At 65.2% G+C, this 25,650-nt stretch carries 30 protein-coding genes; 13 read left to right on the top strand and 17 right to left on the bottom strand.

Annotated features, from left to right (window positions below; all coding sequences use genetic code 11):
* Positions 1–237: 237 nt before the first annotated feature.
* Positions 238–519, top strand: a complete 282-nt coding sequence (locus WFP39_RS12945) for a type II toxin-antitoxin system RelE/ParE family toxin (RefSeq protein WP_336920167.1) — start codon at positions 238–240, stop codon at positions 517–519.
* A 6-nt stretch (positions 520–525) separates the two neighbouring features.
* Entirely contained in the window at positions 526–888 is a 363-nt protein-coding gene (locus tag WFP39_RS12940; RefSeq protein WP_336920166.1) for a HigA family addiction module antitoxin, read from the top strand.
* 134 nt (positions 889–1,022) lie between these two features.
* Here WFP39_RS12940 and WFP39_RS12935 read toward each other — a convergent pair whose 3' ends face one another.
* The 17 genes from WFP39_RS12935 to WFP39_RS12855 form a co-directional block, all read right to left on the bottom strand.
* A complete protein-coding gene (locus tag WFP39_RS12935; RefSeq protein WP_336920165.1) occupies positions 1,023–1,463 on the bottom strand; it encodes a DUF6362 family protein in 441 nt (146 codons plus the stop codon).
* Entirely contained in the window at positions 1,456–1,656 is a 201-nt protein-coding gene (locus tag WFP39_RS12930; protein ID WP_063185802.1) for a hypothetical protein, read from the bottom strand. Before WFP39_RS12930 ends, WFP39_RS12935 begins: the two co-directional genes overlap by 8 nt.
* Positions 1,653–1,910: a DUF6378 domain-containing protein gene (locus WFP39_RS12925; protein ID WP_186395544.1), complete on the bottom strand. Its 258-nt coding sequence runs from the start codon at positions 1,908–1,910 to the stop codon at positions 1,653–1,655. The genes WFP39_RS12930 and WFP39_RS12925 overlap by 4 nt, the downstream gene beginning before the upstream one ends.
* Positions 1,907–2,554: a hypothetical protein gene (locus tag WFP39_RS12920; protein WP_336920163.1), complete on the bottom strand. Its 648-nt coding sequence runs from the start codon at positions 2,552–2,554 to the stop codon at positions 1,907–1,909. The genes WFP39_RS12925 and WFP39_RS12920 overlap by 4 nt, the downstream gene beginning before the upstream one ends.
* Positions 2,554–5,481, bottom strand: coding sequence for a DUF7146 domain-containing protein (locus tag WFP39_RS12915; RefSeq protein WP_336920161.1), 2,928 nt, complete (start codon positions 5,479–5,481; stop codon positions 2,554–2,556). Before WFP39_RS12915 ends, WFP39_RS12920 begins: the two co-directional genes overlap by 1 nt.
* Positions 5,474–6,754: an ATP-dependent DNA helicase gene (locus tag WFP39_RS12910; protein ID WP_336920159.1), complete on the bottom strand. Its 1,281-nt coding sequence runs from the start codon at positions 6,752–6,754 to the stop codon at positions 5,474–5,476. The genes WFP39_RS12915 and WFP39_RS12910 overlap by 8 nt, the downstream gene beginning before the upstream one ends.
* Positions 6,751–7,521, bottom strand: a complete 771-nt coding sequence (locus WFP39_RS12905; RefSeq protein ID WP_336920157.1) for a hypothetical protein — start codon at positions 7,519–7,521, stop codon at positions 6,751–6,753. Before WFP39_RS12905 ends, WFP39_RS12910 begins: the two co-directional genes overlap by 4 nt.
* Before the next feature lie 8 nt (positions 7,522–7,529).
* Positions 7,530–7,745 carry a DUF6511 domain-containing protein gene (locus WFP39_RS12900; RefSeq protein WP_206771947.1) on the bottom strand — a complete coding sequence of 72 codons (216 nt, stop codon included), beginning with the start codon at positions 7,743–7,745 and terminating at the stop codon, positions 7,530–7,532.
* A gap of 140 nt (positions 7,746–7,885) precedes the next feature.
* Positions 7,886–8,113, bottom strand: a complete 228-nt coding sequence (locus WFP39_RS12895) for a hypothetical protein (RefSeq protein WP_027444218.1) — start codon at positions 8,111–8,113, stop codon at positions 7,886–7,888.
* Positions 8,114–8,118: 5 nt separating this feature from the next.
* Positions 8,119–8,862 carry a hypothetical protein gene (locus WFP39_RS12890; RefSeq protein WP_336920152.1) on the bottom strand — a complete coding sequence of 248 codons (744 nt, stop codon included), beginning with the start codon at positions 8,860–8,862 and terminating at the stop codon, positions 8,119–8,121.
* 6 nt (positions 8,863–8,868) lie between these two features.
* Positions 8,869–9,702 (bottom strand): ATP-binding protein, encoded by an 834-nt coding sequence (locus WFP39_RS12885; RefSeq protein ID WP_336920151.1) that lies wholly within the window; start codon positions 9,700–9,702, stop codon positions 8,869–8,871.
* Positions 9,702–10,001, bottom strand: a complete 300-nt coding sequence (locus tag WFP39_RS12880) for a hypothetical protein (protein ID WP_336920150.1) — start codon at positions 9,999–10,001, stop codon at positions 9,702–9,704. Before WFP39_RS12880 ends, WFP39_RS12885 begins: the two co-directional genes overlap by 1 nt.
* Positions 9,998–10,492, bottom strand: coding sequence for a hypothetical protein (locus WFP39_RS12875; RefSeq protein ID WP_336920149.1), 495 nt, complete (start codon positions 10,490–10,492; stop codon positions 9,998–10,000). Before WFP39_RS12875 ends, WFP39_RS12880 begins: the two co-directional genes overlap by 4 nt.
* Complete coding sequence (locus WFP39_RS12870; RefSeq protein ID WP_336920147.1) at positions 10,492–10,833, bottom strand: hypothetical protein; 342 nt, start codon at positions 10,831–10,833, stop codon at positions 10,492–10,494. Before WFP39_RS12870 ends, WFP39_RS12875 begins: the two co-directional genes overlap by 1 nt.
* A gap of 33 nt (positions 10,834–10,866) precedes the next feature.
* Positions 10,867–11,442 (bottom strand): hypothetical protein, encoded by a 576-nt coding sequence (locus WFP39_RS12865; protein WP_336920146.1) that lies wholly within the window; start codon positions 11,440–11,442, stop codon positions 10,867–10,869.
* Between the two features lie 129 nt (positions 11,443–11,571).
* A complete protein-coding gene (locus WFP39_RS12860; protein WP_336920144.1) occupies positions 11,572–12,507 on the bottom strand; it encodes a hypothetical protein in 936 nt (311 codons plus the stop codon).
* Positions 12,467–13,714 (bottom strand): hypothetical protein, encoded by a 1,248-nt coding sequence (locus WFP39_RS12855; RefSeq protein WP_336920142.1) that lies wholly within the window; start codon positions 13,712–13,714, stop codon positions 12,467–12,469. Before WFP39_RS12855 ends, WFP39_RS12860 begins: the two co-directional genes overlap by 41 nt.
* 351 nt (positions 13,715–14,065) lie before the next feature.
* Between WFP39_RS12855 and WFP39_RS12850 the strand changes: the two genes are divergently transcribed.
* The 11 genes from WFP39_RS12850 (at position 14,066) to WFP39_RS12800 (ending at position 25,516) form a co-directional block, all read left to right on the top strand.
* Complete coding sequence (locus WFP39_RS12850) at positions 14,066–14,518, top strand: DUF2924 domain-containing protein (protein ID WP_027444209.1); 453 nt, start codon at positions 14,066–14,068, stop codon at positions 14,516–14,518.
* Positions 14,515–15,846, top strand: coding sequence for a recombinase family protein (locus WFP39_RS12845; RefSeq protein WP_336920134.1), 1,332 nt, complete (start codon positions 14,515–14,517; stop codon positions 15,844–15,846). The genes WFP39_RS12850 and WFP39_RS12845 overlap by 4 nt, the downstream gene beginning before the upstream one ends.
* Positions 15,843–16,271, top strand: coding sequence for a hypothetical protein (locus WFP39_RS12840; RefSeq protein ID WP_336920132.1), 429 nt, complete (start codon positions 15,843–15,845; stop codon positions 16,269–16,271). Before WFP39_RS12845 ends, WFP39_RS12840 begins: the two co-directional genes overlap by 4 nt.
* 135 nt (positions 16,272–16,406) lie before the next feature.
* Positions 16,407–17,033, top strand: a complete 627-nt coding sequence (locus WFP39_RS12835) for a restriction endonuclease subunit S domain-containing protein (protein ID WP_336920130.1) — start codon at positions 16,407–16,409, stop codon at positions 17,031–17,033.
* Positions 17,034–17,074: 41 nt separating this feature from the next.
* Entirely contained in the window at positions 17,075–17,380 is a 306-nt protein-coding gene (locus WFP39_RS12830) for a hypothetical protein (protein WP_336920128.1), read from the top strand.
* Positions 17,381–17,436: 56 nt separating this feature from the next.
* Positions 17,437–18,975, top strand: a complete 1,539-nt coding sequence (locus tag WFP39_RS12825) for a type I restriction-modification system subunit M (protein WP_336920126.1) — start codon at positions 17,437–17,439, stop codon at positions 18,973–18,975.
* Positions 18,968–20,182 (top strand): restriction endonuclease subunit S, encoded by a 1,215-nt coding sequence (locus tag WFP39_RS12820; protein WP_336920125.1) that lies wholly within the window; start codon positions 18,968–18,970, stop codon positions 20,180–20,182. Before WFP39_RS12825 ends, WFP39_RS12820 begins: the two co-directional genes overlap by 8 nt.
* Complete coding sequence (locus tag WFP39_RS12815; RefSeq protein WP_336920123.1) at positions 20,179–20,880, top strand: DUF3800 domain-containing protein; 702 nt, start codon at positions 20,179–20,181, stop codon at positions 20,878–20,880. Before WFP39_RS12820 ends, WFP39_RS12815 begins: the two co-directional genes overlap by 4 nt.
* A complete protein-coding gene (locus WFP39_RS12810; RefSeq protein ID WP_336920121.1) occupies positions 20,880–21,341 on the top strand; it encodes a hypothetical protein in 462 nt (153 codons plus the stop codon). Before WFP39_RS12815 ends, WFP39_RS12810 begins: the two co-directional genes overlap by 1 nt.
* Positions 21,342–21,602: 261 nt before the next feature.
* Positions 21,603–24,812 (top strand): type I restriction endonuclease subunit R, encoded by a 3,210-nt coding sequence (locus WFP39_RS12805; protein WP_336920119.1) that lies wholly within the window; start codon positions 21,603–21,605, stop codon positions 24,810–24,812.
* On the top strand, positions 24,812–25,516 hold the full coding sequence (locus tag WFP39_RS12800) for a M48 family metallopeptidase (RefSeq protein ID WP_063185851.1): 705 nt from the start codon (positions 24,812–24,814) through the stop codon (positions 25,514–25,516). The genes WFP39_RS12805 and WFP39_RS12800 overlap by 1 nt, the downstream gene beginning before the upstream one ends.
* The last annotated feature ends 134 nt before the right edge of the window (positions 25,517–25,650 follow it).

Raw genomic sequence — 25,650 nt, 5'->3', positions numbered from 1 at the left:
CGCCATAGCCGAGGCACGCAGACGCCCAAGTGTCTGAATTCGCGAGGCCAAGGATGCGGGCGAAACGAAATGGCCTATTTCGGCGCCGTCACTGGGAAAGCGTTGCGCCATTGCCGCCAGCATACGATTTCGGCCAGGGAGGAACCGCTATCTCTCTGAGTTCGTTGATATTAACGCCGTACCGTAAGACGGAGCGTCCCGCTTGACAGGACGTCCCGTTTTGCGTTACGCTTTGCCGTGATCAAGAGCTTTGCCGACAAACGCACAGCGGCGATCTTCGCTGGCTGCGCCGTCCGCGACCTGCCGCAGCAAATCCAGCGGCGGGCTCGCGCCAAGCTGCTGGCGATCGATGCAGCCACACTGCTGGACGATCTGCGGGTGCCGCCCGGCAATCGCCTGGAAGCGCTGCACGGTGACCGGCAGGGTCAACACAGCATCCGCGTCAACGACCAGTGGCGGATCTGTTTTGTCTGGCGCGACAACGAGGCGTGGGAGGTCGAGATTGTCGACTACCACTGAGGAGTGATGACCATGACCATCAAGCGTGAGGATCTCGACAGGCGCATCGTCGATTTCTCGGAGGTGACGACGGGCCGTCGTCTGCCGCCAGTCCATCCGGGAGAAATCCTGCGTGATGAGTTCCTGACTCCGTTGGGGATGAGCGCCTACGAACTCGCCAACGCGATCAAGGCGCCACGCTCGCGGGTCAACGATATCGTGCTTGGGCGTCGCGCGATCACGACCGACACGGCCATGCGCCTCGCGCGCTATTTCGGCACATCGCCGGAGTTCTGGATCAATCTGCAGGCCCGCTACGATCTCGATGTTGCCGACCGCACCACGCGGCGCAAGATCGAGCAGGAGGTCGCTCCTCGCAACGCCGCCTGACCGCGTGTTCTTTCGGGTGCGGAAGATCTCGAAACCGCGCCCACGCGCGGCTCGCCCGAGCATACCCGAGAACTAACCCAAATCGCCGATCTGTGTCTCGCCGGGAAATGTCTCAGCGAAAATTGTCTCACGCATCAAAATGAACTTGACGAGCGCACGCGGTCGACGAGGAAGGCGCGCGAACGTTTCGCCGGCACTTTCTGTCCGTTGAGCTTCCAGGTGATGACGCTGAGGCCGTACTCCCAGCGGCGGCACGCGGTGGCGCGGGAGATCCCAAAGCGCCAGCAGATCGGCTTCCACGGCGTGCCCTCCGCGCGCGTCCAGACAAGCCGGGCATCGTCGGGCTCCAGCCATCTGAGCCAGGGCAGCGTCGCCTCCATCCGGCTGATGGCGTCGGGCAAGGGCGGCGGACGCTTCATGCGCGGCGGCTCCTGACCGACGAGGTCAGCAAACTCGTGAACGATCTTCGGCCACACCGAGAAATAGCCCTGCACCCGAACCTCGGGGAGGCGCTTCATGACATCGGCAGCTTCGATCAGCCGCTCCTCGACCTGTTCGCGAGTCCAATCAGCCATGCCGTTGCTCCGTCGGCTGGCGCCGTCCGCCATAGAGCTTCTCGCCGAGCTGGCGAACCAGTTCTCGCTCGGGCCAGGTGAGGCGCGGATCGGTGGGACTGACGACGAGGAGGCCCTGCTCGCGCCAGCCCTCCCGCTTGACCTCTTCGGCCGACCGGCGTTCGCCGCCATATCCTTTGGGCAGCCATCTCATCGTCCGACCTCCTGAAGCACCGCTGCATAGCCGGCGATGTCGAGGATCGAATCCTGATGCTTAGGATCGTGTCCGAGCCGCGCCAGCTTCAGATCGATGAGGCAGAGCACGACCTCCGCTGGCGTGATGGGCCGGCCGAGCGTGATCGACCAGCGTCTGGCGACCACGGCCATCGCGGCGGCCGGATCGCCATATATCTTGCGGCGCTCGGCAACGACCGACGCGGCATGCCTGAGCATCGTCTCCCCACTCATCGCACGCCTCCATCGGTCTCGATGGCCCAGAGCAGGAGTGCGATCGCATCCGCTTCATTGTCGTCCGCGGGCGAGAAACCCCGGGCGCGAACGGCGGCCATGACGGCGGCCTTGTCGGCGTTGCCCTTGGCGGCGACGTGCCGCTTGATCGTGCCGACGGGAACGCCCTGATAGGCAATTGTCCGCTGCTCACACCAGGCGGTAAGCGTCGCCAGGAAGCCGCCATAGAGATGGGCAGCGTCGGTGCCGATGTGGCGGCGAACCTCCTCGAAATAGATCGCCGCAAGACCGTCGGCATCGGCGGCGATCTGATCCAGCCAGCTTCGGAAGCGCAGGTAGCGCAGGCCGCCTCCGTCATATCGGCTCGGCCGGAAGGAAGCCGTGCCGCTCGTGATCAGGCCGTCAAAGCTGCGCAAGGCCCAGCCGGTTGTGGTGCCGAGATCGAGGCTGAGAATGGCGCGGTGCGCATGAGCCGGATGCGGACGGAATGCGATGGCCCCCGCTTCGGTGGGGCCGGTTTCAATGGTCGAGATCACGATTATCTCCAAGGCGCGCGGGCAAGGGTCGGGTTCCGGAGCGAAGACCCAGCGCGGCGGACCGGTCGCTGCCGCCTGAAGACGGCCGAGTTGACGGAGCATGCCCATCAGAGCACCTCCTTGAGCCAGTCCGGCGCCCTGCCGTTCGGGGAACGTGGTGAGGGATGTTCCCCCGCATGTTCCCCGGCATAAGCCGCTGAAGAACAAGCGTTTGGGGAAGGTGACGAAGGTGGGGAACGTTTTTCCCCATCCTCCATCGCGTGGGCGCAGCCGCGCGCATGCGTTGGTGTCGAAAAACGTTCCCCATGTTCCCCACGTTCCCCTGAGCCTTTGGTTGCAATGGGTTGTGCCGGGGAACGTTGGTTATCGACGTTCCCCTCTTCGCCACAACGTTCCCCGCTCGGTCCTGCGACACCTTGCGGAAAACGTTCCCCACGTTCCCCCTCGATCGTGAGCTGCCAGCGCTTGGCCTGATGGGAAATGCCCAGCGTGCGCACGCGCATCTTGCGGCCGTCGATATCAAAGACCCGGTCCCGCATGCGGGCGAGCGCCTTGCCGAGCCGCGTGCGCTGCGATCGGTCGCCTCCGGTGCCCAGCGGCAGCGGGGGCTCGCAGGCCAACGCCACCTCGTAGAGATCACCGGTGCCGACCTCCGCCGTCCCGAAGCGGTCCCACCAGGCGCCGATGAAACTGCGCCAGATCGCGCCCTCACCATCGGCAGCAGCGAGCATCTCGTCGAGATTGGCGAGAAACCCTTCGATCCCGGCGACTTCGAGGACGCCGCCCATGATGCGCGACCAGCTCTCGTAGCTGCCGATCATGCGCGCGCCCCGTGGCCTGCCGGCGGCAATCCAGGCCCGGCACAGGGTGAGGCAGGCCGCGACCAGACGTGGCCGGTTGGCACGAACCCAACTCATGAGATCGGGGTGTCGAAACCCATCGCGCCGCCAGGGTTGATCGACGCGGGCATCGAGGCGGATGCGCACGATGCGGCGCGCCATCTCGTTGGAGAACTCGGGATTGTTGCCGGTCGCGATCCAGACACAGCGGATCGGCAGTCGCGTCATCTCGGACGCACCGAGAATGCGGTCCTCCCAGAAGGGCGCGGTGAGCGCTGCGGCGAGCGCGGAGGAGTCGAGCGGTTGGCGCAGATTGTCGATGAGCACGATCGAGGGGATCTGCCGCAGCTTGGCGGTCAGCCGCTTGCGCCACTCTTCATCGTCGCGGCCCTCGGTCATGACGGAGGCGCTGACGCCGGTGAGCACGGTCGCGATCGCGTCGACCATCAGGGTCGCGCCGGTGCCGGGCGTCGGCTTCTCGATCAGGTGGAGCGGCGTCGGCGCGTCGATCATGGCGCGAAGAAAGCCGAGCAGCATCAGGGCAACGGCATGCGCCCGCTCCGCTTCGCCGGTGAAGGGGAATTCGCCCAACATGTCGTCGACGATGAGACTGCGCGCGGCCGCGATCTGCGCCGGCGACGGGCGCTCCGGCACCTGCGGCACGGCAAAGCCTGGTGTCGGCTGGTAGAGCAGCCGCGCATCGGGGTGATAGCCGGGCTCGGTCAGGAGCGCGCCATTGCGGCCGAAGACCGGCGTGGTGACGATCCCCGCCAGGACCGGCAGGCCGGGATCGGGTGTCGCCAGCAGTGACTTGATGAGCGGCGTCGGCGGATGCGCGGGGACGAGATCGCCGTTTCGCGCCAGACGCCGCCAATCGGCGAGCTTGGCCAGCATGTGGCGCAGGCGCTCTTCCGTGACGGGCCGGGCCATGGGCAGGCCGTCATCGTCATGCACGGCCCATGTCGGCATGCCGCCGCTGCGAAAGAGCCAGGGCGTCCTGTTCGAGGCAAGAAGCAAACCCCAGCTGCGTGCATGAGCCCGGGCGAGATCACCCTCATCGGCGCGCAGTTGCGGCAGGCGGCCCTGCGGCTCGACGAAGCCGATCGGACGGTTTCGGCCACCGTCATCTGCATCGGCGGCGTCCGCCACTGCACACGGCTCGGCCGCGTCGACGATCTGGCGGACCGCGTCCGCGCCGTCGCGCAGCAGGACGTCGTTGAAGTCATCGCCTTCCGCTCGCGGCAGGGCGATGGCGACGCTGCGGCCTTCGGCGCGGAGACGTCGCGCCGCCGCTTCGGCTGCACGAAGGCCCGCTCCCGACGCATCGTGGTCGGCGAGCAGAACGACACGCCGGGCCTCTGGCGGCAGGACGACCTGTTCGAGATTGGTGGCCGAGAGTGTTGCCCATACCGCCATGCCCGGGCAGGCCGTCATCACGGCGAGCGCCGTTTCGATGCCTTCGCTGAGACCAAGGACAGCGTTGTCGCCGATCGGCGCCAGGCGCACGGCGCCGCCGCCGACCCGGCCCAGCATCTTCTTCGGCTTTTCGACCTCGGCTTTCGCCGCCCCGTCCGGGCGCAGATAGATGCGGTGCAGGGCAACCACGCTGCCGGCACAGTCGCGAACCAGGCCGACGATGGCCGGGAACCCGGTCCTGCTTTCCCAGTGCGCGAGGTCCGGATGGAACAGGAGGTCGGACGGTGTCGGGACCGTGAGTCCTCGTGCGCGCAGATAGGCCTCGCCCGGTGTGTCGGCGATCGGGATGGCCCGGGAGAGGATGATCTCGATTTCTCGGGCAGGATCTTTCTCCGGTTTCGCGGAGACCGCCGAGGGTTCGCGACGCGCTGGCGCCGCGGCCGACCATCCGACCAGATCGGCGGCATAGGCAAAGAGGTCGCGGCCCTTGAGACCGGTCGCCTGTTCCAGCGTGCTCAGCGGTCCGCCGCCCCGGCCGCCGTCGAAGTCGATCCAGTCGCCGGCGTGCTCACCTCGGAGCGTGATCACGCAGGAGCCGTTCTTTCGCGGCGCCGCGCCATTGATGTTGGCGAGACGCCATTCGTCGCCGTTGCGCCGACCGTTCGGGAAATGCTGCGGCACCCAGGCGTCGGTCCTGTCACGCAGGCCAGCCACGATGGCGTCGAGATCGTAATGGACCGCAGGCGTTCTGGCGGGCGCGATGTCGTTGAAGTCAATCAAGGATCACCAGCCCTTGCTCCGCGCGCGTGATGGCGGTGTAGAGCCAGCGGGCGCGGTCCTCGGCGGTCCGCCCGAGGCCGTCGTCGTAGACGATCACGTTCTCCCACTGCGACCCTTGAGCCTTGTGGCAGGTAATGGCGTAGCCCCAGACGCTCTCGACAAGCCCCCGCATGTCACGCCAATCGCGGCGCAGGCGCTCGGCGTCATAGGTGACGTGGTCGTCGAAATGCCCCTTGTAGAACCATTGGCGGCCGGGAACGCTCGTCCCGTCCTCGGTGCGCACCGTCGCGCTGAAGGCGAGCGGGCTTTCGTCGCGGATGTCCGAAAGGTCCAGGAACATGCCATTGACGAGACCGAGATCGTGCCGGTTCTTGAGGCAGATGATCTTCTCACCGCGCCCGCGCGGGTAAGCGTCCGGAAAGCCGGCCGCCTGCTTCATGGCGGTATTCAGAAAGAGCCGCGTCGCGTTGCGGCCGCAGATCACCTGACCGCCCTTGAGGAATTGATGCGGGCCGATGTCGGAGCGCCGCATCTTCCAGACGAAGTCGTCGTGCTCGCCGTAGGGAATGGGCATGCTCTGCCGCGCGAGCGTCGCAAGTCGGATGATCGCGCTGGTCTCCGCCTGGCGATGGATATCGGTCAGCATCACGTCGGGATCGGCGTCGGTGAAGGCGCCGTCGCCCTTGATCGGCGGCAACTGGCCGGGGTCGCCGAGCACCAGGATCGGCTTGCCGAAAGCAAGCAGATCGCTCGCCATTTCGGCGCCGACCATGGAGACCTCGTCGAGCACGATCAGGTCGGCGTCGCGGACCAGCGACTGCTCGTTCAGAATGAAACGAGGCTGATGGATGTCGGCGAGCCGGAGCGCGAGTTGACGGATCCGGGTCTCGGCGAAGGAGCGCTCGGCCGGTCCCATACTGCGCACGCCTTTGCGCAGCGTCTCCAACTCGCGGGTGACGCGCTCGATTTCCTCCGGCGTCGCCTCGGAGACCTTGTAGATCAGGCTGTGGATCGTCGAGGCTGGCGTTCCCTTCCGGGTCATCACCAGGGCCGCCTTGCCGGTGAAGGCGGCATAGAGCACGCCGCCCGAGCCGCCCGTGCGATCCATCGGTTCAAGACCGAGCTCGCCGATTGCATGCCGTGTGATGGTGGTCTTGCCCGTTCCTGCGTAACCGAACAGGCGGAACACCTGCTGATTGCGCGTGCCGTGCCGAAACCAGTCCTCGATCGCGGCGATTGCCGCCGCCTGCTGCGCAGAAGGGATGAAGCTCATCGCTCGCCCTCCCAGCAGCGCCGCGCATAGGAGCACATGCGGCAGAGATAGAAGTCCTGGGCTGTGGCGATACGCGGTGGAAGTTCGCCGGCTGTCGCGGCGCGCAGGATATCCACGGCCTTGTCAGACAGCGCCTGCGCGCAGGGCGGATCGAACGCGACCACCTCGTGGTGGAGCGCCTCGGTGTCCTTGTTGAGCGCCGTGACGAGGGCGGTCTCCAGCTCCAGATAGCCCATGTAGAGCTGGACCTGTGCGTAGTAGACCGGCTTGGAGGCGCGCAAGCCACGCTTGACCAGGTCGTTCCAGGATTTGGCGTTGAGCGCCTTGTGCTCCCAGAGCACGGGCCAGTGCAGACCAACATCGGGACCGGCGACGATCACGCCGTCGATGTGGCCGCGCAGTCTCCCGCCCGCCGTCTCGAACCCGAATTGTCCGCCGTCCGCGCGCTCGGTGCGAAGGTCGAAGCCCGCGCCGCGCAGCCAGCAGATGGAGAGCGTCTCGAACTGGTGGCCGGCGTCGAAGATGCGCAGGATCGCGCCGTCGAAATCCCGTCCCTCATCCTTGGGCGTATGGGTCACCTCGTAGACGAGCTTGCGGGCGCAGGGCTCGCCGATCCGACTGCCTCCGAGATAATTGCGCGGCGCCTGCCGGCAATTGCGTGCGACGAGCGCCGCATCGATCAGGGCATTGACCCGATCGGACACGCTGATCGCGTGGCCGACGCGGCGATAGATAAAGCCGGAGCCGTGGTTGAGATCGATTCCCATGCGCCACCTCAAAAGGGAATCGGATCGTCGAGCGGGTCGCGGGCGGCTGCCTGGCGCTGCATCGACTCCTGAAACCCGTCAACGCAGGCCTCGATGATGCGGTCGATCTCTTCCGGCTTCCGGTCATAGAACGGCGCCATCAGGTCGAGCTCGGTGAGCGTCTCGGCGAGAAATCGGCGCGCCTCCTTGATCGCTCGGGTCTCCATGTCGGTCTTGTCGATCATCCCGTTGTTCCTGTTCGCGAGGGCCGAACCGGCGTCGAGGCAGCGCATCGAGCAGAAGCGGTGGTGCGGAAATTGGTCCCACTGCAGCCGGTGGACGTAGCCGAAGCCCCGCGCCTCGCGTCCGCAGACGGCGCAGACGGCTACCCGAGCAAGAGCCGGGTCAGGTCCTCTGCGTCGTCCGGCTGATCCTTGATCCGGTGTGAGGCCAGGACGATGAACCGCGCGATCGCGTTCGCCGCCATGGCTTCCAGTTCGGGGAGCGTGAGAGCGGCGATGGGCTGGTGAAGCCTTCCGCGTCCTTCGAGCCATTGTCCCATCGCCTTCGCTGCCTCGCGCGTGACGTGCGCCTGCCACTCATCGGCCGTCATGATGGTCAGGTGTTGAGCCAGGCCGGGCCACTCGGGGCCGGCGTCGCTGCAGATGCGGCTGCCGGGGCCGTTGCCGGAGCCGTGCCCGGCTGTGCCGACCGGCTCCAGGCCGGGGCAGCGCTCGCGGGCGGCGATGCGGCGGGCTGCCCCCAGGCCGGAGCTGCGGGCGATGCGGGTGATGCAGCCTTCGGCCGCGCGCGGGTGCTGGGGCTCGGCGCCAGGACCTCGCCGTCCATCACCTTCCGCCATTCCGGCTCGCTCGGCAGAACCACACGGTCGAGCTTGTTGCTGTCGCCGTAGCGCGGGTCGTCGCTGGGCTCGACCTTGATCTTGGCGACGAAGGTGATGCCGTTGAGGTCGGCCAGACCGCGCAGGATCCGCTTCGCCTTCGCCGCCTCGCTCATGTCCTGCGGATCGAGCCCGAGCGCGCTGTCGATCATCGCGCGGAAGCTGCCCTTGGAGATCTTCCAGCCGATCGAGACACCCTGCTCGTCGACCTTGCCGCCGGAGACGGTGAACATCTGCCAGAACTTGCGTCGGACGTGAGGGCCCTCCGCGACGGTGAACTCGGCATCCACCATCAGCACGTCGCTGCCGGGCGCGTTCGAGGCCTTGAGCAGCCCCCGGTCGATCTCGCTCTGGCCGTCGGTGCCGCCCGGCCGGATGGTCATGGTGATCTTGGCGAAGGTGCCGTCGGGGATCAGTTCGCCGCTCTTCTGCGGCTCGGCGTCGTTCATGTCGAAGCTCATGGCTCGTCATCCTTTCCGGGTTGCGTTGATCTTGGAGAGCAGCGCGCCGAGGTCGGGCGGCTCGGTGACATCGAGACGGCCGCTGCGATCCTTCGCCGGCAGGCCGAAGGGATTGCCGGCGCGGCAGACGAGGCGGCGGTCTTCGCCGCGCTCGGGCTCATGTCGCCAGCCGTCCCCGTCGCGCGCGAACAGGCTCATGGTGATGACCTGATCGACGATGCCGGGAAGCTCACGGCCGGCCTTGCCGCCTTCCATCTGCGGCTGCCAGGTCGTGCGGTTGAACTCGTCGGTGACACGTTCGAGGATGCCGACGAAGATCACGGTCTTTCCGGGGGCGTGCTGCAGATGCTTGAGCAGGCCGATGACTTCGCGGGCGAGCAGGCCATAGGCGCCGCGGGTGTCGGGTTTGCCGGTCCTGTCGGAGAAAGCCTCGGGCCGGGTCTTCGCCCAGGCCATGGCCTGGCGCGTAAGGTCCGTGATCGAGTCGACGAAGATGATGCGCTTGCCCGCAATCATCTGAACGAGCTCGGGATAGCTTTCCCTGAGATGCTGGTAATGCGCCTCGGAGAAGAAGCCGCTCGGATCGGCCGATGGGTTGACCCCACCGACAAGGCAGCCGATGTCGAGGGCGTCGGCGAAGGTGCGCACCGGGATGCTGTCGCCGGGCCAGTCCTGGACCGACTTCATGCCTGCCTCGAGGTCGATGCAGAGGGTCTCGGCAGGCGGCAACGATTTCAGCAAGGATGTCTTGCCGACGCCGCTCGGGCCGAAGATCGCCATGGTGGTCTTGGCGCCGGCGGCGGACAGCCGTTCGTCGGCGCTGACGATACGCAGCGCCATCAGCGGACTCCAGCGTCGCGTGTCGCGACATCGAGCGCGCACTCACTCCCGCGCGCGCCCGCCTGCCGGGCGAGACCATAGAGTTTGCGCAGAGCGTGCAGGCGGTCACCGACGGCGCTGAACTCGGCCTCGACACCCAGCAAGGCGAAGGCGATATCGTCGAGCGTGGCGTCCTCGATCGGCTTGACCACCTGCTCGCGGCGGATCTCGCCTAGCACGGGAATGACGATGGTGTCGGGCAGCGCTTCAAGCGCGTAGTGGCGCTTGCGGATCTCGGTCAGGGCAGCAGAGCTGGTCATCGGGCATCCTCGTTCGTGATGGTGAGACGGAAGGTCGGCTTGGCGGTCCGGACCGTGCGGGCGGAGGCGAATGCCTCGCGGATGGCGGCGGGCCAGGCGGTGTATTTGCGCTCGGGGACCTTGAAGCCGATGTCGACGTAGTCGGCCGGGTTCTCCCCGCTCGCGCGGATGCGCTCGACGAGCGCGGCGAGCAGCGATTGGTCCCAGTCGACCTTTTTCGGGAGATCGGCAGCGACCATCACGGCGCCGTCCGCGAAACGAACCAGGCCGGTGTCCTTGCCTGCGGCCCTGCGTCTGGCGGCTGCCGCGTCGGCATAGCGAAGCGCGATCGCGCCTTCGAGCCACTCCTTGAGCCGCTTGGCGGCATCCAGGGCCGCGTCGGCATCTTCCTGGAGCAGCGCCAGATGCTCCGCCGGAAGCTTTGCGATCTCGCCGACCGGCATGGTGCGGATGTCGTCGAGGCTGGGGCGGTTGCTGCGAGCCGGTACCATCACGCCGCCTCCGCCAGCAGGAGCGAGGACAGGGAAACCGCGGTCCGCCGGGGCTTCGGGCGAGCAATGGCGAGATAGCTGTAATCGTTGGTCCGATGGCGACGCTGCACGAGATGGATCAGTCCGCATTCGGCCGCCCACCAGGCGCGGCGCGCGACACGCGCGAGTTCCGCCCGCTCCCGCTCGGCAAGCCGCGTGCCCTGCGACATGGTGTCGAGGGCGAGGAAGCCGCGGTGATATTCGAGGATGTCGCCGGGGGCTGCCTGACCGACCCAGCCGCAGAGATCGATCTCGGTGAGCGGAATCCGGACAGCGGGGAATCTGGATGCAATGACGTTCATGATGGGCTCTACTCATGCGCTCGCCGAACCGTCTCACGCGGCCCGGATGCCGACGGCCGTCAGGGCGAGGCGGATGTCCTTGATGCGGCGGTAGATGCTGCTGCGGGCGCCATGCCCGCTCGCGGCAAGGCGCTCGACGCTGGTGCGGGAAAGGGCTGCGCACAGAGCGCCATCGGCGGGTTCGAGCGAACCGAGACCGCGCTCGACATCGATACGCTCCTCGGCGGCGGCGAATGCATCGACGGGCTGGCCGAAGAGCGCCGACAGCCCGTCGGCTTCGGCGACGAGGTCGCCACGGGTCAGCCCGTCGCTCTCGGGAATGACCTCATCGAGCGAGATCGACGTCGTGCCATACATCCGGCGCTCCCGCTTCACCTTGTTGGCGATGCGCGTCGCCCGATTGGCGAGGATGGCGCCGGCGAAGGCGCCGAGCGTGCCGCGATCTGCGTCGTAGGCGGGAAGCCGGGCGATCAGATCAACGAGCAGGTCCTGGCGGACATCGTCGAGCTCGGCAGGGGCAAGCCGCAGCCCGCGGACGAGGCGGCGGGCGGCGATGTCCGCCTCATTGAGAAGGATTTGAAGGTCGTCTCGGGAAATCGAAGAATGCATCGGTATGGCCTCGGGTCATCGCTGTTGATGGCCTCAAGCCTGCCGAAGCCGCCGATCCGTCAGGTGGGAGCGGGATGGGTTTGGGATGGGCGAGAATGGGAAGACGGGCCGAGACGCGGGCCAGCTGCCCTATGGCCGCAGATCAAACTCTCCAGCAGCCAGCCCCAGGAAATAGCGGGTCGGGCTTTGGCGGGTCCTGATCAGCGTCTTCTGATCGTCGTGAAGTGCATTTCTCAGGTCACGGATCAGGTCGCCAGCGCTGCGGCCGCTGTTCTCGGCCTCGATTTCCTGCGGGGTCAAATGGCCTTTCCGAGTTCCCACAGCCTCGGCCAGAATCACGAGAAGCTTGAACGGCTGCTGCGGGATGTGCATCTCGATGCCATCCAGGATCACCCGCTGGCTCTGACGGAAAATGACCAGACGCGGCTCGAAAGTCGCAGCGGATTCCAGCTTCGAAAGGTCGATCGCGAAGCCCGTCGCGTTCCTGCCCAGACAACCGTCAATCGACATGACGGAGATCGCAGCTTCGACGAAGCGGGCGAGTTCGTCCGCCGCCATCGCGGGCGCGATCACTATGATGGGCGACGACCGGGCGGCCGAACGCATCAGGCCGATCATTCCCGGTTGAAGCACTGCATCCCGCGACAGTGCGAGGAACAGCGCCCGCTGGTCCGACGTCTCCCCCAGATGCCAGACGCCTGCCGCCACCGGCGCCGGCGTGCCTCCGAACCCGGACGCCATGGCGATTTCGCGGACCAGCGCGGAGGGATGAATCCGAAAGCTCCGCAAATCGTCAGCGCCGAGAACGACGTCGTTGCGCAGGTCCGTCGGACAAACCGCGATGTGTCGCCCGTTGACCTGATGGATGGGCCGCGCGTCGAGACCGCAATCACAGGCTGGGCACACATCCCACTCCGTTGCGGGCGCCTGCTCGACCAGGACGCCCCGATCGAGCAGTCGCTCGAAATCACGCCCGGCATGAGGCGCAGCCTGTCGGCCCCAAAGAATTGCGGGATCGCCCGCCTCACTCAGCCGCAACAGCAGCCTGGGCAGCGTCTCGGTCATTGAGCAGTCCGTTGCGGCGAAGGAGCGTCATGATCCGGTCCTCGAACTGCTGACGCTTGAACATGGCTTGGGCCGGCGGCTTGAGCTTGACGGTCACCCTCCTCGCCGACTTGCCGCCGGTCGCGAAATGAACGCGGATGACGATGTGGTTGAGGCGCCAATCCGACCCGAGACGAGCGCCCCGCATCATCTCGCCCAGCCTGGCCAGGGCATTGTCGCGTCCGTCGCGCGCAACATAGGAGTAGAAGCTTCGTGTCTCGCCGGTCTTCGGATCGGCGCCGACGCGGTCGACCTGGACCTCGGTGATCTGGACCCGCTGGATGCCCGGATCGAAATCATGGTTGAACGCGAAGCCGAAGCCCGCGCGCTGCACCGGGTCGAGCGTGTAGAGGTTCTGCGCGTCATCGCCGGCGAAGAATTCGGGCTTGCCCAGGATCTTGTCGGCGAACAGTTCCGCGAGGTCGCCGCGACGCGCCTTGGCGACGCCGCCGATCTTCAACAGGCCCGTCGTGGAGTTGTAGGACAGCACCGCGTGTTCGGCGGCGCGGAAGCTGATCACGCGCTTATGATCCTTCTGCAGGACGTCGGTCGTGGTGATCGGAGAGCCATGCTCGATCACCAGGACGAGTTCGTCGGCATCGTCATACCAGCCGACCCGGCAGTAATTGCTGCGCAGATCCTGCTCGAACATCGCGGCGGCCGCGGTTTCAAACTCAGCCTTTGCGCGATCGTCCATGATCGCCTCAACGCCTTCGTCGCGGCCCACGAACTCAGCGAGCGACGTGCGCGCCATGAGCGCCATCATGTCCGACGCGGCGTCGAAGACATCGGGATGGTCGAGGAAGACGCGCAGGGCGACGTGCTTGGGATCCTGGTGAGCCTCCGGCTCGTCACCCTTCGCTTCGGGTATCACGCGTATCCCGAGCCGCGCGGCCTGCTGAAGGATGATGTCGAGGCCTGCCGCGTTGCCGATCTCGGCGATCCGGTGCAGGTCGGCGACGAGTCCCTCTGGATAGTTCTCTTCCGGTCCCGCGAAGAAATCCTGGACGGCGCTTCGAGCATCGTCCTGCGCCGCCTCATCCCTGAAGACCCCAAGGTCCAGCCCATTCAGCGCCTCGCGGTGGCGCTCGAACAGGCGACTCAGCAAGCCAAGATCAACGGTCCGCGTGAACTTGGGATTGACGAATTTCTTCAGGTTCTTAGCCATCTCAGCCGCCCATGATTGCCTCGCATTTGTTCGTCTTATGTTCTTATCGCAAATGCCTGGCGGAGTCGATTCAAAAGCCATCATCTTGGGACGGATCGTCCGCACCGTGAGTAGAGGCCAAGGGAATCCAATCCCTTAGGTGACCTCTGCGATGGACATGCCGAACCCGATCCACCCCGGGCATATGACGCCGGACGAGCGAATCGGGGAGGTCTGCAGGATTCTTGCGCGCGGGCTGGTTCGGCTCAAGGCACGCCAGTCAAGGCAAGTATTTGGCGACCGCGGAGAAAGTTGCCTTCACTTCCCGCCCGACCGGAGCGGTCATGGAACTCCAATTTGCAAAGGAGACGCATGACCATGACAGAAAACATCCTGTCCCGGCTGGCCGCACTGAAGACCACGCCGACGCCCGACCTCAAGAAGCAGTGGCGCGAACTCTTCGACACCGAGGCGCCACCTTACAATCGGCGTTTCCTCGAAAGCCGGCTCGCCTATCGGATCCAGGAATTGGCCTATGGCGGTTTGAAGCCCGCGACCGTCGAGCGCCTCGAAGCTCTGGGCGAGCAACTCGACGGCGGCAACATCGTGCTGCGCCGGATCCGCGCCGACGACAAGCCGATCGCCGGCACGCGGCTGATCCGCGAATGGCAGGGCGTCGAGCACACCGTCACGGTGCTGAACGACGGTTATGAATGGCAGGGGCGTCCCTACCGCTCGCTCTCCGCCATCGCGCGCGCCATCACCGGCACGCGCTGGAACGGCTGGGTCTTCTTCGGCCTCAAGAACCGGCGAGGCCAGGCATGACGAAATCGCCCGCATCTGCCAAACCCATCCGCAAGCTGCGCTGCGCGGTCTATACGCGCAAGTCGACGGAAGAAGGGCTGGAGATGGAGTTCAACAGCCTCGATGCCCAGCGCGAAGCCTGCGAAGCGTATATCGCCAGCCAGAAGCCCGAAGGCTGGCTGCTCATCCCCGAGCCCTATGATGACGGCGGCTTCTCGGGCGGGACTCTGGACCGGCCGGCGCTGAAGCGCCTGCTTGCCGACATCGAGGACGGCCGGATCGACGTGGTCGTCGTCTACAAGATCGACCGGCTCAGCCGCTCGCTGATGGATTTCGCCAAGCTGGTCGAGGTGTTCGATCGCGGCGGCGTCACCTTCGTCAGCGTGACCCAGTCGTTCAACACCACGACGTCCATGGGGCGGCTGACGCTCAACATCCTGCTCAGCTTCGCCCAGTTCGAGCGCGAGGTGATCGGCGAGCGCATCCGCGACAAGATCGCCGCCTCGCGCAAACGCGGCATGTGGATGGGCGGCTTCGTGCCGCTCGGCTACGAGGTCCGGGACCGCAAGCTGGTGATCAATGATGCCGAGGCCGCGACGGTCCGGATGATCTTCGAGCGCTTCGTCGAGGTGGGTTCGGCGACCGCGTTGGCCCGGGCACTCGCGGCCGAAGGCGTGCGGACGCGGCGCGGACGTCTCGTGGACAAGGGCTTCCTCTACAAGCTGCTCAACAACCGGGTCTATATCGGTGACGCCGTGCACAAGGGGACCGCCTATCCCGGAGAGCACGAAGCTATCATCACGCGCGCCTTGTGGGACAAGGTGCATGGAATCCTGCGCGAGAGCCCGAGGGTGCGCGCGGGCCGGACACGGGCCGCGACCCCGGCCCTGCTGAAGGGTCTCATCTTCGGGCCGACCGGCTGCGCCATGACGCCGACGCACACGCGGCGCGGCGACAAGCTCTACCGCTACTACGTCAGCCAGTCGGTTCTGAAGCGCGGCGCGGATGCCTGCCCGGTGGGACGCGTGCCCGCCGCCGAGATCGAGGGCGCGGTGGTCGACCAACTACGCGGCCTCCTTCGTGCCCCGGAGGTGATCGTCGGCACATGGCGGTCGGCGCGACCCGAGATCGACGGTTTGTCCGAGGCCGAGGTGAGGGACGCGCTCGAAGGGCTCGACCCGCTGTGGGACGAGCTGTTCCCCGCCGAGCAGGCCCGCATCGTCCAGCTCCTCGTGGAGCGCGTCGAGGTCGGACAGGGAGGCGTCGATATCCGCCTCCGCGTCGATGGGCTGGCTCGTCTGGTTCATGAGCTTGGCGGCATGGCCGACGATCCGCGGAGGGCAGCATGAGAGCCGGCGACGCCGCCACCGATGACGGGCGCACGCTGACGGTCCGTGTGCCTCTGACCCTCCGGAAGCGTGGCGGGCGCAAGCAGGTGGTGATGCCCGAGGGGGCCTGTTGGGGCCAGCCCCGCCCGCGCGTCGACAACACCATGGTCAAGGCGATCGCCCGGGCCCACCGCTGGAAGCGCCTCATGGAGAGCGGCCGATTCGCCTCGGTGACCGAACTGGCCGAGGCCGAAAAGATCAACCAGTCCTACCTGTGCCGGGTCCTGCGCCTGACCCTGCTGGCCCCGGACATCGTCGAGGCGATTCTCGACGGAAGGCAGCCATCAACCTGGCAGCTCGAACTACTCCTCAAGCCGTTTCCTGGCGATTGGTCGGCGCAGCGGGCAGCGCTGGCCTCAGAACATAAATATGAATCAAAGACTTAGCAGCATACGCCTGCGCCAAGCCCCCACCTTTTGCGCGCTTTTTACGTTTGCAGCAACGGCGTGTCTGCAGCAAGATTGACGGGCCGCTTGCCAGCGATTATATTCTTTGCAGACAAGCGTTGGCGTGGTGAAGAAATGCTTCTGTCCGAAGTCGTCGAGATCCTGCCGGGGGTTCCGTTCCGCACTCGCATCGAGAGCGAAAAGAACGGCGCCTGCATCGTCGTGCAGGCGCGCGACCTCGTCGGCGACGGCACGGTCGACCTCGCAGGCGCCGCCCGCATCGCGGCCCCACCCAGTTCGACACGGGGACTTTTGCGGCCGGGCGACGTCGTGCTGCAGCCGCGCGGCAATCGCTACTCGGTCGGCAAGGTGGAGGAGGTCAAAGGTCCTGCCGTGGCGGCGGCGCCCCTCTATATCCTCCGACGCCGCGCAAGGGGCATCGATCCCGACTTCCTCGTCGCCTTCCTGGAGGCGGCGTCGACCCAGAGCGCATTGCGCCAAGATGCCGTCGGAACCCATGTTCCGCAGATTCCCAGGCAGGCCCTCGAAGCCCTGCACATCGAGCTTCCCGACCTCTCAAGCCAGATCAGGCTCGCCGACCTCGCCCGGCTCGAACGGCGCGAGATCGAGGTGATGGACCGCCTTCGCGTAGCGCGGGGCCGGCTATTCGACCTGGCTCTGCGGGAGATCGCGAAGAAAAGCCGGAAGCGCGCCAACGCTCCCGGCTCCATCTCGGGCCTCAAAGGTGCGCCAACACCCTGAGGTCCTTTGTCCAACTGTCTTAGACGAAAGGCAATCTACGCATGTCCATCACGATCGGCAACTACAGCTTCGAGGGCCCCTTCGGCAACACGGCCAACCTTCGCAACAATTCCGGCGTCTATGCGATCCTCAGCCGGCGGACCGACGCGGACCGCTACACGGTGATCGACATCGGCGAGGCCGGCTGGATCCAGGACCGTGTGGCCAACCACGACCGACGGGATCAGTGGGGGCGCAACAACCACGGTACTCTCGCGGTCGCGGCGCTTTACTGCGACGAGCCGGCGCGGATGCGGATCGAGCGGGAGCTCCGGGCGCAGTTCAATCCGGTGTGCGGCGTACGCTGACAGCAATCGAGGACGGGCGGGCGCGCCGGCGCCCGCCCGATCCCAGGGAGAAAACCATGGCAGACAGAACCACCCTCGACGACGTCAAGCGGATCGCCTGGGCGGCATGCGACACCTTCCGCGGCGTGATTGACGCCTCGGAATACAAGGACTTCATCCTCGTCTTCCTGTTCTACAAGTACGTCAGCGACGTCTGGAAGGAGCACTACCAGGAAGCGGACCAGCGCTATAAGGGTGATCAGCTTCGCGTCGAGCGGAAGATGGCGCGCGAGCGTTTCGTCATCCCGAAAGGCGCCAGCTTCGACGACCTCTATCGCCAGCGCAACGCCGACAACATCGGCGAGCTGATCGACCAGGCGCTGGACGCCATCGCCGAGCGGAACAAGACCAAGATTGGCGACGCCTTCGCCGACGTCATGTTCAACAGCGAGACGAAGCTTGGCGACACCAGGAACCGCAACCGGCGCCTCAAGTCGCTGATTGAGGACTTCGCGAAGCTGGATCTGCGGCCCTCGCGGGTGGTCGGTGACGGCGAGGATCACAAGACCGCCGAGGACGTCATCGGCGAAGCCTACATCTACCTGATCGAGCGCTTCGGCTCGGAGGCGGGCAAGAAGGCTGGCGAGTTCTATACGCCGCGTCAGGTCGCCCGTGTGCTGGCCAGGATCGCGGCACCGCAGCCGGGCGATCGCATCTGCGACCCAGCCTGCGGCTCGGGCTCCCTGCTGATCAAGGCTGCGGAAGAGGTCGGCTCGCGGGACTTCGCTCTGTTTGGGCAGGAAGTGAACCGCGGCACGTGGGGCCTCGCGCGCCTCAACATGTTCCTGCACGGCATCGACGGAGCCCGGCTGGAATGGGGCGACACGCTCAACGATCCGAAGCTCGTGGACGGCGCCAACCTGATGAAGTTCGACGTCGTCGTCGCCAACCCGCCGTTCAGCCTGGACAAGTGGGGCGCCGAGAATGCCGAGAACGACCGCTTCGGACGCTTCTGGCGGGGCGTGCCGCCGAAGTCCAAGGGCGACTGGGCCTTCATCACCCACATGATCGAAGCCGCGAAGACGCGCGAGGGGCGCGTCGCGGTGGTCGTCCCGCATGGGGTGCTGTTCCGGGCCGGCAAGGAAGGCATCATCCGCAAGGCGGTGATCGAGGAGAACCTGCTCGACGCCGTCATCGGCCTGCCGCCGAACCTGTTCCAGACCACCACCATCCCCGTCGCGGTGTTGTTGTTCGACCGCCGGCGCGAGAAGGGCGGCGTGCTGTCCGACCGCCGCGACATTTTCTTCATCGACGCGAGCCGGGAGTTCCAGCAGGGCAAGAACCAGAACCAGCTCCTCGATAGTCATGTCGACCGCGTCGTCAGCACGCTTCGGGCACGAAAGGATGTGGAGCGCTATGCCCGCGCCGTTCCGGTCGAGGAGGTGAAGGAGAACGGCTTCAACCTCAACATTCCCCGTTACGTCGACACGTTCGAGCCGGCAGAGGAAGTCGACATCGCGGAGGTGCAGAAGGAGATCGACGCCCTTGAGGACGAGCTCACAACCCTGCGCGCAAAGATGCGGGAGCACCTGAAGGAGCTGGGGCTCAATGTCTGACGCCAAGGCACAGCGCCCAACATCGGTTGCTCCGACCACGCGCGAGCCAGTTGGCGGAAGCAAGTGGATCGACGCATATCTTGGCGATGTTGCCGAAATTATCAGTGGGCAGCATGTATTGGCCTCACTGGTTAATGAAGATGGCCGGGGAGTGCCCTATTTGACCGGACCATCTGACTTTGTCGGCCAAAGGCCCCACGCGACAAAATGGACCACCTCACCATCTGCCGTCTGCGAGGGCGGTGATCTACTCATTACTGTGAAGGGATCGGGGTGCGGGTCGATTGCAATGGCCGATCGGCAATACGCGATCAGCCGCCAGCTCATGGCTATTCGCGCTAAGGAGATTGAACCGGGATTTCTTCGACCGCTGGTCCCGTTTCTAGTGTCGATGAACCAGTTGATTCCCAGTGGGACAATCCCCCAGTTCACGAGGGAAGAACTTAAAGCTTTACCTACAAAGATTCCGCCTCGCCACCAACAGATGCGCGTCGCAGAGATGCTGTCAACTTGGGACGAAGCTCTGGAGCGGCTCTCAAGGCAGATCGAGCATAAGGAAAGGCTGCTGGAATCGATCCGCGAGCGCCTCATCCACGGCGCGCATCGTCTTGGTGACCGGAATGCGCCTTGGCCGATGGTCGCGCTCTCGGAGGTTACCAGGCAGCTGACCGGGCGCAATGGCGACCGCTACGGCCGAGACCTCGTCATGGGCGTGACCAAGGCCGAAGGCATCGTTCCCATGCGCGAGCATGTCGTCGCGGAGAATATCAGCCGCTACCTTGTCCTGCCGCCCAACGGCTTCGCCTACAACCCCATGCGCATCAACATCGGCTCCATCGCCATGTCGGAGCACGAGGGCGACGTCATCGTCAGCCCCGACTATGTCGTGTTCACCTGCAAGGAAGACCGGCTTCATCCGCGCTTCCTCAACCACCTGCGTCGGACGAAGGCATGGGCCGACTTCATGACCATCGCCGGAAACGGCAGCGTCCGCGTCCGCATCTACTATGCGAGCCTGGCCGAATTCGAATTCCATCTGCCGCCGCTCGACGAGCAGCGCGCCATCGTCGAAATGCTCGATGATGCGGAGCGCGAAATCACCGCCCTCGAGGCCGAGCGGGCGGCGCTCGCCAGGCAACGCGACGCGCTCGCGACCGAGCTGCTGACGGGACGCCTCCGGGTGCCACAGGCAGAGGCAGCGTCATGAAGTTCGAGGTCTACTGCGACGAGGCTCTTCCGGATCTCTTCACATCCCAGCGCCCGCGTGCCCGCTATCTGATGATCGGCAGCCTCTGGCTGCCGGCCGAGATGCGCGAGGAGGCCAAGGCCAGGATCGCCGCGCTGCGGACAGACCATGCGGTGTGGGGCGAGATGAAGTGGACGAAGATCTCGCCGTCGAAGCAGGCCTTCTACGAGGAATTGATCGACGTCTTCATGTCCTTCGGCATGGACATGCGTTTCCGCTGCATCGCCGTCGATCGCGAGCAGGTCAATCTCGCCCTGCATGGCAACGACGGCGAGTTGGGCTTCTACAAGTTCTACTACCAGCTCCTGCATCACTGGATCCTGGACTTCAACGAGTACCGCATCTTCTGCGACCTGAAGACCAACCGGGATCGGAAGCGCCTGCGCGACCTCCAGCGCTGCCTGCACTATTCCAACCTCTCCGCCACGATCGCCGACATCCAGTCGCTGCCATCGCCGGAAGTTGCTCTCCTTCAGCTGTGCGACGTGCTGCTCGGCGCTGCTTCCAGCCGCATCAATCAGACCCTCGGCGCGGGAACGGCCAAGGAGGCGGTCGTTCGGAGACTGGAGGAACGCCTCAACCGCAGGCAGATCGGACCGACATCGAGGACGGAAGAGAAGTTCAACGTCTTCAAGATCCGTCTGGGCGGAGGCTGGTGATGCCGTTGCCGCCGCTTCTCCAACTGCCCGACGAGGCCGCCTATCGGCAGCATTTTATTGGCACCTACTGCCGTGAAGCGATCGAGACGCATGACGGTATTCGCGTCTTCTTCCGGCAGAATCAGTTTGACCACGCCTTCTACGAAAGCACCAACCGCGACGGCGCCAAGGACGCATTCTCGTGGGTGCGGGCTGAGCGCATGAACTGGATCGACGCCACGCTGACCGATCCGGCGGCCGTCCGCTACCAGGGGTGGGTTGCCAGGACGCGGAGCTACGACCCGGCGCGAAGGGTCGATCTTCTCTATGAGGATTTCGTGGTCGTTCTGGCGCTGGGGCTGAACCGCGACGGGGCGCTGAGGGCGAACTTCGTCACCTGCTTTCAGGCGGACAACAGCGTGGCCAAGATCCGCACCTCGCCCCTCTGGACAAGGGAGGACTGCCTCCATGCGCTTCGTTGAAAAAGTTTGGGCGCTGATTCGCCATGCTGGCTCAGCGCCCGAAGCCTCGATTGGTTCAAAGCCGATAGGCAGTGAACTCGTGGATATACATGCGAGCATAGCGCCCGAATGTCAAGGATTTGTTGATGGGCGGGTGGCCCGGTCCAAGGGCGAAGCCTGTAGGACCCATTCCATCGGACCGGCTCAAGCCTCTGAACTGAAACATCATTTTACCGGTCATCGAGTTCATCTAGCGAATCCGGGCCGACCGGGAGCCTGCCAATGACCAAGGCATCAACCGCCCGCATCCAGGACACCGAGAAGCACCTGTCGCAGCTTCCGGCGCTGCACCTGCTCCAGAAGATGGAGCCCCGCTGGCGGCTGCTCACACGCGAGGAGGCGGAGCGCGAACGAGGCGGCAAGCGCGCGAATGTCTACTTGGATGGCATCCTGAAGGAGAGCCTTGCGCGCATCAACCGGGTGGAGCTCCGCGGGCAGTTCTACCCCTTCACCGAAGGCGGACTTGCCGAAGCCATTGAGCGGCTGAAGCGCCCGCGCCCGTCCGGCCTGCTCCGCATCAACGAGGAACTGACGGACCTGCTGCTCCTGGGGACGGCGGTAGAGCAGACGGTGGACGGGATCACGCGGGCGTTCCAGGTCAAGTTCGTCGACTGGGCAGATCCGTCGGCAAACGTGTTTCATGTCTGTGCCGAGTTCGATGTCGAGCGCGAGCACACGACGGATACGCGGCGCCCGGACCTTGTGCTGTTCGTGAACGGCATTCCCTTCGCGGTGATCGAGTGCAAGGGCCCGTCGACAGGGGTGGAGCAGGCGGTTTCGCAGCACATCCGTAACCAGCAGGACGGAGAGATTCCCGGTCTCTTCCGGACGGTCCAGCTTCTCGTCGCGACCAACAAGAATGACGTGCGCTATGGCACCGTCGGCACTGCGGCATCCTTCTGGTCGAAATGGGCCGAGTTGGAGGACCGCGAGGCCGACGTCCTGGCCGCGATCAATGCGCCACTCGATGCCGACCAGAACCGTCAGACCTTCGCCGACGGCTTTCGCGAGGACCGCGCCTCCTACGACGCGCGGTTCGGACAAGGCGACAGACTCGTCACCGAACAGGACCGGGTGTTGTGGGCGCTCGCCCGCCCGGAGCGTCTGCTCGATCTGGCGCGCCGCTTCACGCTGTTCGACGCCGGTGAGAAGAAGATCGCGCGCTACCAGCAGTTCTTCGCTGTCCGCAAGATCCTTCGCCGCGTGACAGGCGAGCGCGACGAGGAAGGGCGCCGCCGTGGCGGCGTGATCTGGCACACCCAGGGCTCCGGCAAGTCGTTGACGATGGTCATGCTGGCGCGCGCCCTCGGCCTCGAACCGTCGATCCCCGATCCTCGCATCGTCCTGGTGACCGACCGGATCGATCTGGACGAACAGCTAGAGGGCACGTTCAAGGCGTGCGGCCTGGAGCCCAAGCGCGCGACCACAGGCCGAAACCTGCTCGATCTCGTCGCAACCGAGAAGCGGGCCGTCGTCACCACCCTCATCAACAAGTTCGACACCGCCCTGAACGTCCGCGACTTTTCCGATCCGTCGGAGGACGTCTTCCTGCTGGTCGACGAGAGCCATCGCGGACAGTACGGCCGGCTGCATTCCCGGATGCGGAAGATCTTCCCGAACGCCTGCTATCTGGGCTTCACCGGCACGCCGATTCTCAAGACCGAGAAGAATACCGCCGCCAAGTTCGGCGGCATCATTGACGTCTACGCGATCGACCAGGCGGTCAAGGACAAGGCGGTCGTGCCGCTCCTGTACGAGGGCCGTCATGTCGAGCAGCGTGTCGACGAGACCGCCATCGACGCTTGGTTCGAGCGGGTGTGCGCCGGCCTTTCCGAGGACCAGAAGGCGGACCTCAAGCGGAAATACGCCAGGACGGCGCGGCTGTTCCAGACGGAGCAGACCATCGCGCTTATCGCGTTCGACGTGTCGGAGCATTTCCGCCGCACCTGGAAAGGGACGGGATTCAAGGGACAGCTTGTCACGCCTTCCAAGCGGTCCGCCATCCTCTACAAGCGCGCACTGGACGAGCTGGGCGTGGTCACCTCCGAAGTCATCATCTCGGCGCCCGACGACCGCGAAGGCGAAGAGCGGATCGACGAGGCCTCGTCGGACGAAGTCAAGCGCTTCTGGAAGACCGCGATGGACCGCTACGGCGACGAGGCGACCTACAACTCGCGCATCATCGAGGCGTTCAAGAAACGGGAAGATCCCGAGATCCTGATCGTGGTCTCGAAGCTGCTGACCGGCTTCGACGCTCCCCGCAACACCGTCCTCTACCTGGCGCGCCCGCTCACCGAACATAACCTGTTGCAGGCGATCGCACGGGTGAACCGGGTCGCGGAAGGCAAGGACTACGGTTACATCGTCGACTATTGCAGCGTTCTCGGCGAGCTGAACCAGGCCCTGTCGAGCTACTCGGCGCTCGAAGGCTTCGATGAGGCCGACCTCGCTGGGACGGTCACGTCGATCAACACCGAGATCGAGAAGCTCGGCCAACGGCATTCGGAATTGTGGGACGTCTTCAGGGGCGTTGCGAATACGGCGGATGAGGAGGCGCTGGAGCAGCATCTGGCCGACGAGGCCCGGCGCGACGAGTTCTACGACCGTCTCAATGCCTTCTCCAGGACCCTGGCCATCGCGCTGTCGAGCCACGAGTTCGCGAACGAGCCCTCGAACCAGCGTCGCATCGCCGGCTATCGCGACGACCTTCGCCGTTTCGAGAACCTGCGCCGCGCCGTGAGAACGCGCTACCAGGATGCCGTGGACTACGGCCAGTACCGCAAGCGGATCGAAAAGCTGCTCGATACCTACGTCGTCGCGGACGACGTCCGGCCGATGACCGACCTCGTCAACATCTTCGATGAAGATGCGTTTGCCGAGGTTCTGAACTCCAACGCATCGGCGGCAAGCCGGGCGGACTCCATCGCCCATGCCACGAAGCGGACCATCGACGAGCGGTGGGAGGAAGATCCGACATATTACAAGCGGTTCTCGGAGCTCATCCGCCAGGCGATCGAGGATTTCCGGGCCAAGAGCATCTCCGACCTCGAGTATCTCAAACGCGTGCGCGACATCCGCAACCAGATGGTGCGACGAGATACGACGGATATCCCCGAACCGATCAGGGACGATCCGCTCGGGCGAGCTTTCTACGGTTGCCTTCGCGAAGCTTTGTCTGGCGTCCAGGGCTCCGGCGAGGCCAGCACCGAGACATTGAGCGCGGAAGCCGCCGCCCACCTGGTCGGCATCATCAACAGCCATCGGCGTGTGGACTGGGCGCAGGATCCGGACGTCGAGAACGCCATGAAGAATGACATCGACGATTACATCTTCGATGTGATCCGGGGTGAGCACAACGTACCGATTTCGCCGGAGGCGATCGACGCCCTCATCGATCGCCTGTTGATGGTCGCTCGCCGTCAGGCAGCGTGATGATCAGGTCGACGAGCTACGGCAGCGCGGTCATCGAATACACTCTTACCCAAAGTCCGCGCTCGTCTCTTTCGATCTCGGTACTCCCGGATGGCGCCGTCACCGTCGCGGCTCCAGAAGAGGCGGATCCGGCCGAGATCGACGAGCGCGTTCGACGGCGCGCGCGCTGGATCTTGCGGCAGCAGAGGCGGTTCGCGGAGTTTCGGCCGAGAACGCCCCCACGGCAGTTCATCGGCGGAGAAACTCATCGCTATCTAGGCCGGCAGTACCGCCTGAAGATCGATACCGCCGAAAAGGATCGGGTTCTGATCCGGTCCGGCCGACTCGTGGTCGAGACGCGGTTTCCGGACGATCGCGACTGGACCCGGGTGCTGGTTCGCCGCTGGATGCGCCAGCGCGCGCGGAAGGTGCTCAAGGAGCGCTATGACGAAGCGCGCCCCATCATGGCGGCTCTGGGAATCGAACCGCCGCCGTTGATGATCTGTCCCATGAAGAAGCGTTGGGGCAGCCACACGTCGTCGGGACGGGTCCTGCTGAATGACATGCTGATAGCGGCGCGGCGAGATTGCATCGATTATGTGATCGTGCATGAGCTCTGCCATGTCGTCGAGCCGAACCACTCACCTCGCTTCTTCCGCCTCCTGAACCGCCACATGCCTGATTGGGAGCGCCGCAAGGAACTCCTCGAAAAGTCGATGATCTAGAATCCAAAGGAGCCGCGTTGGATGGAGGGTTTTCCCGGCCGCCGAACAGCATTCGAAATTCGAGCTCAGCGCGTCCGAATCTTTCGTTTAAGTACAATGCTCTAGAAGCCGTACCAGAACGGCCGCAGTCCAGA

This window comes from Alteraurantiacibacter lauratis (assembly GCF_037154155.1).
Lineage (GTDB): Bacteria > Pseudomonadota > Alphaproteobacteria > Sphingomonadales > Sphingomonadaceae > Alteraurantiacibacter > Alteraurantiacibacter lauratis.
Note: the sequence above shows the minus strand (reverse complement) of the source record. Positions and strands in the feature narration are given on the sequence as shown.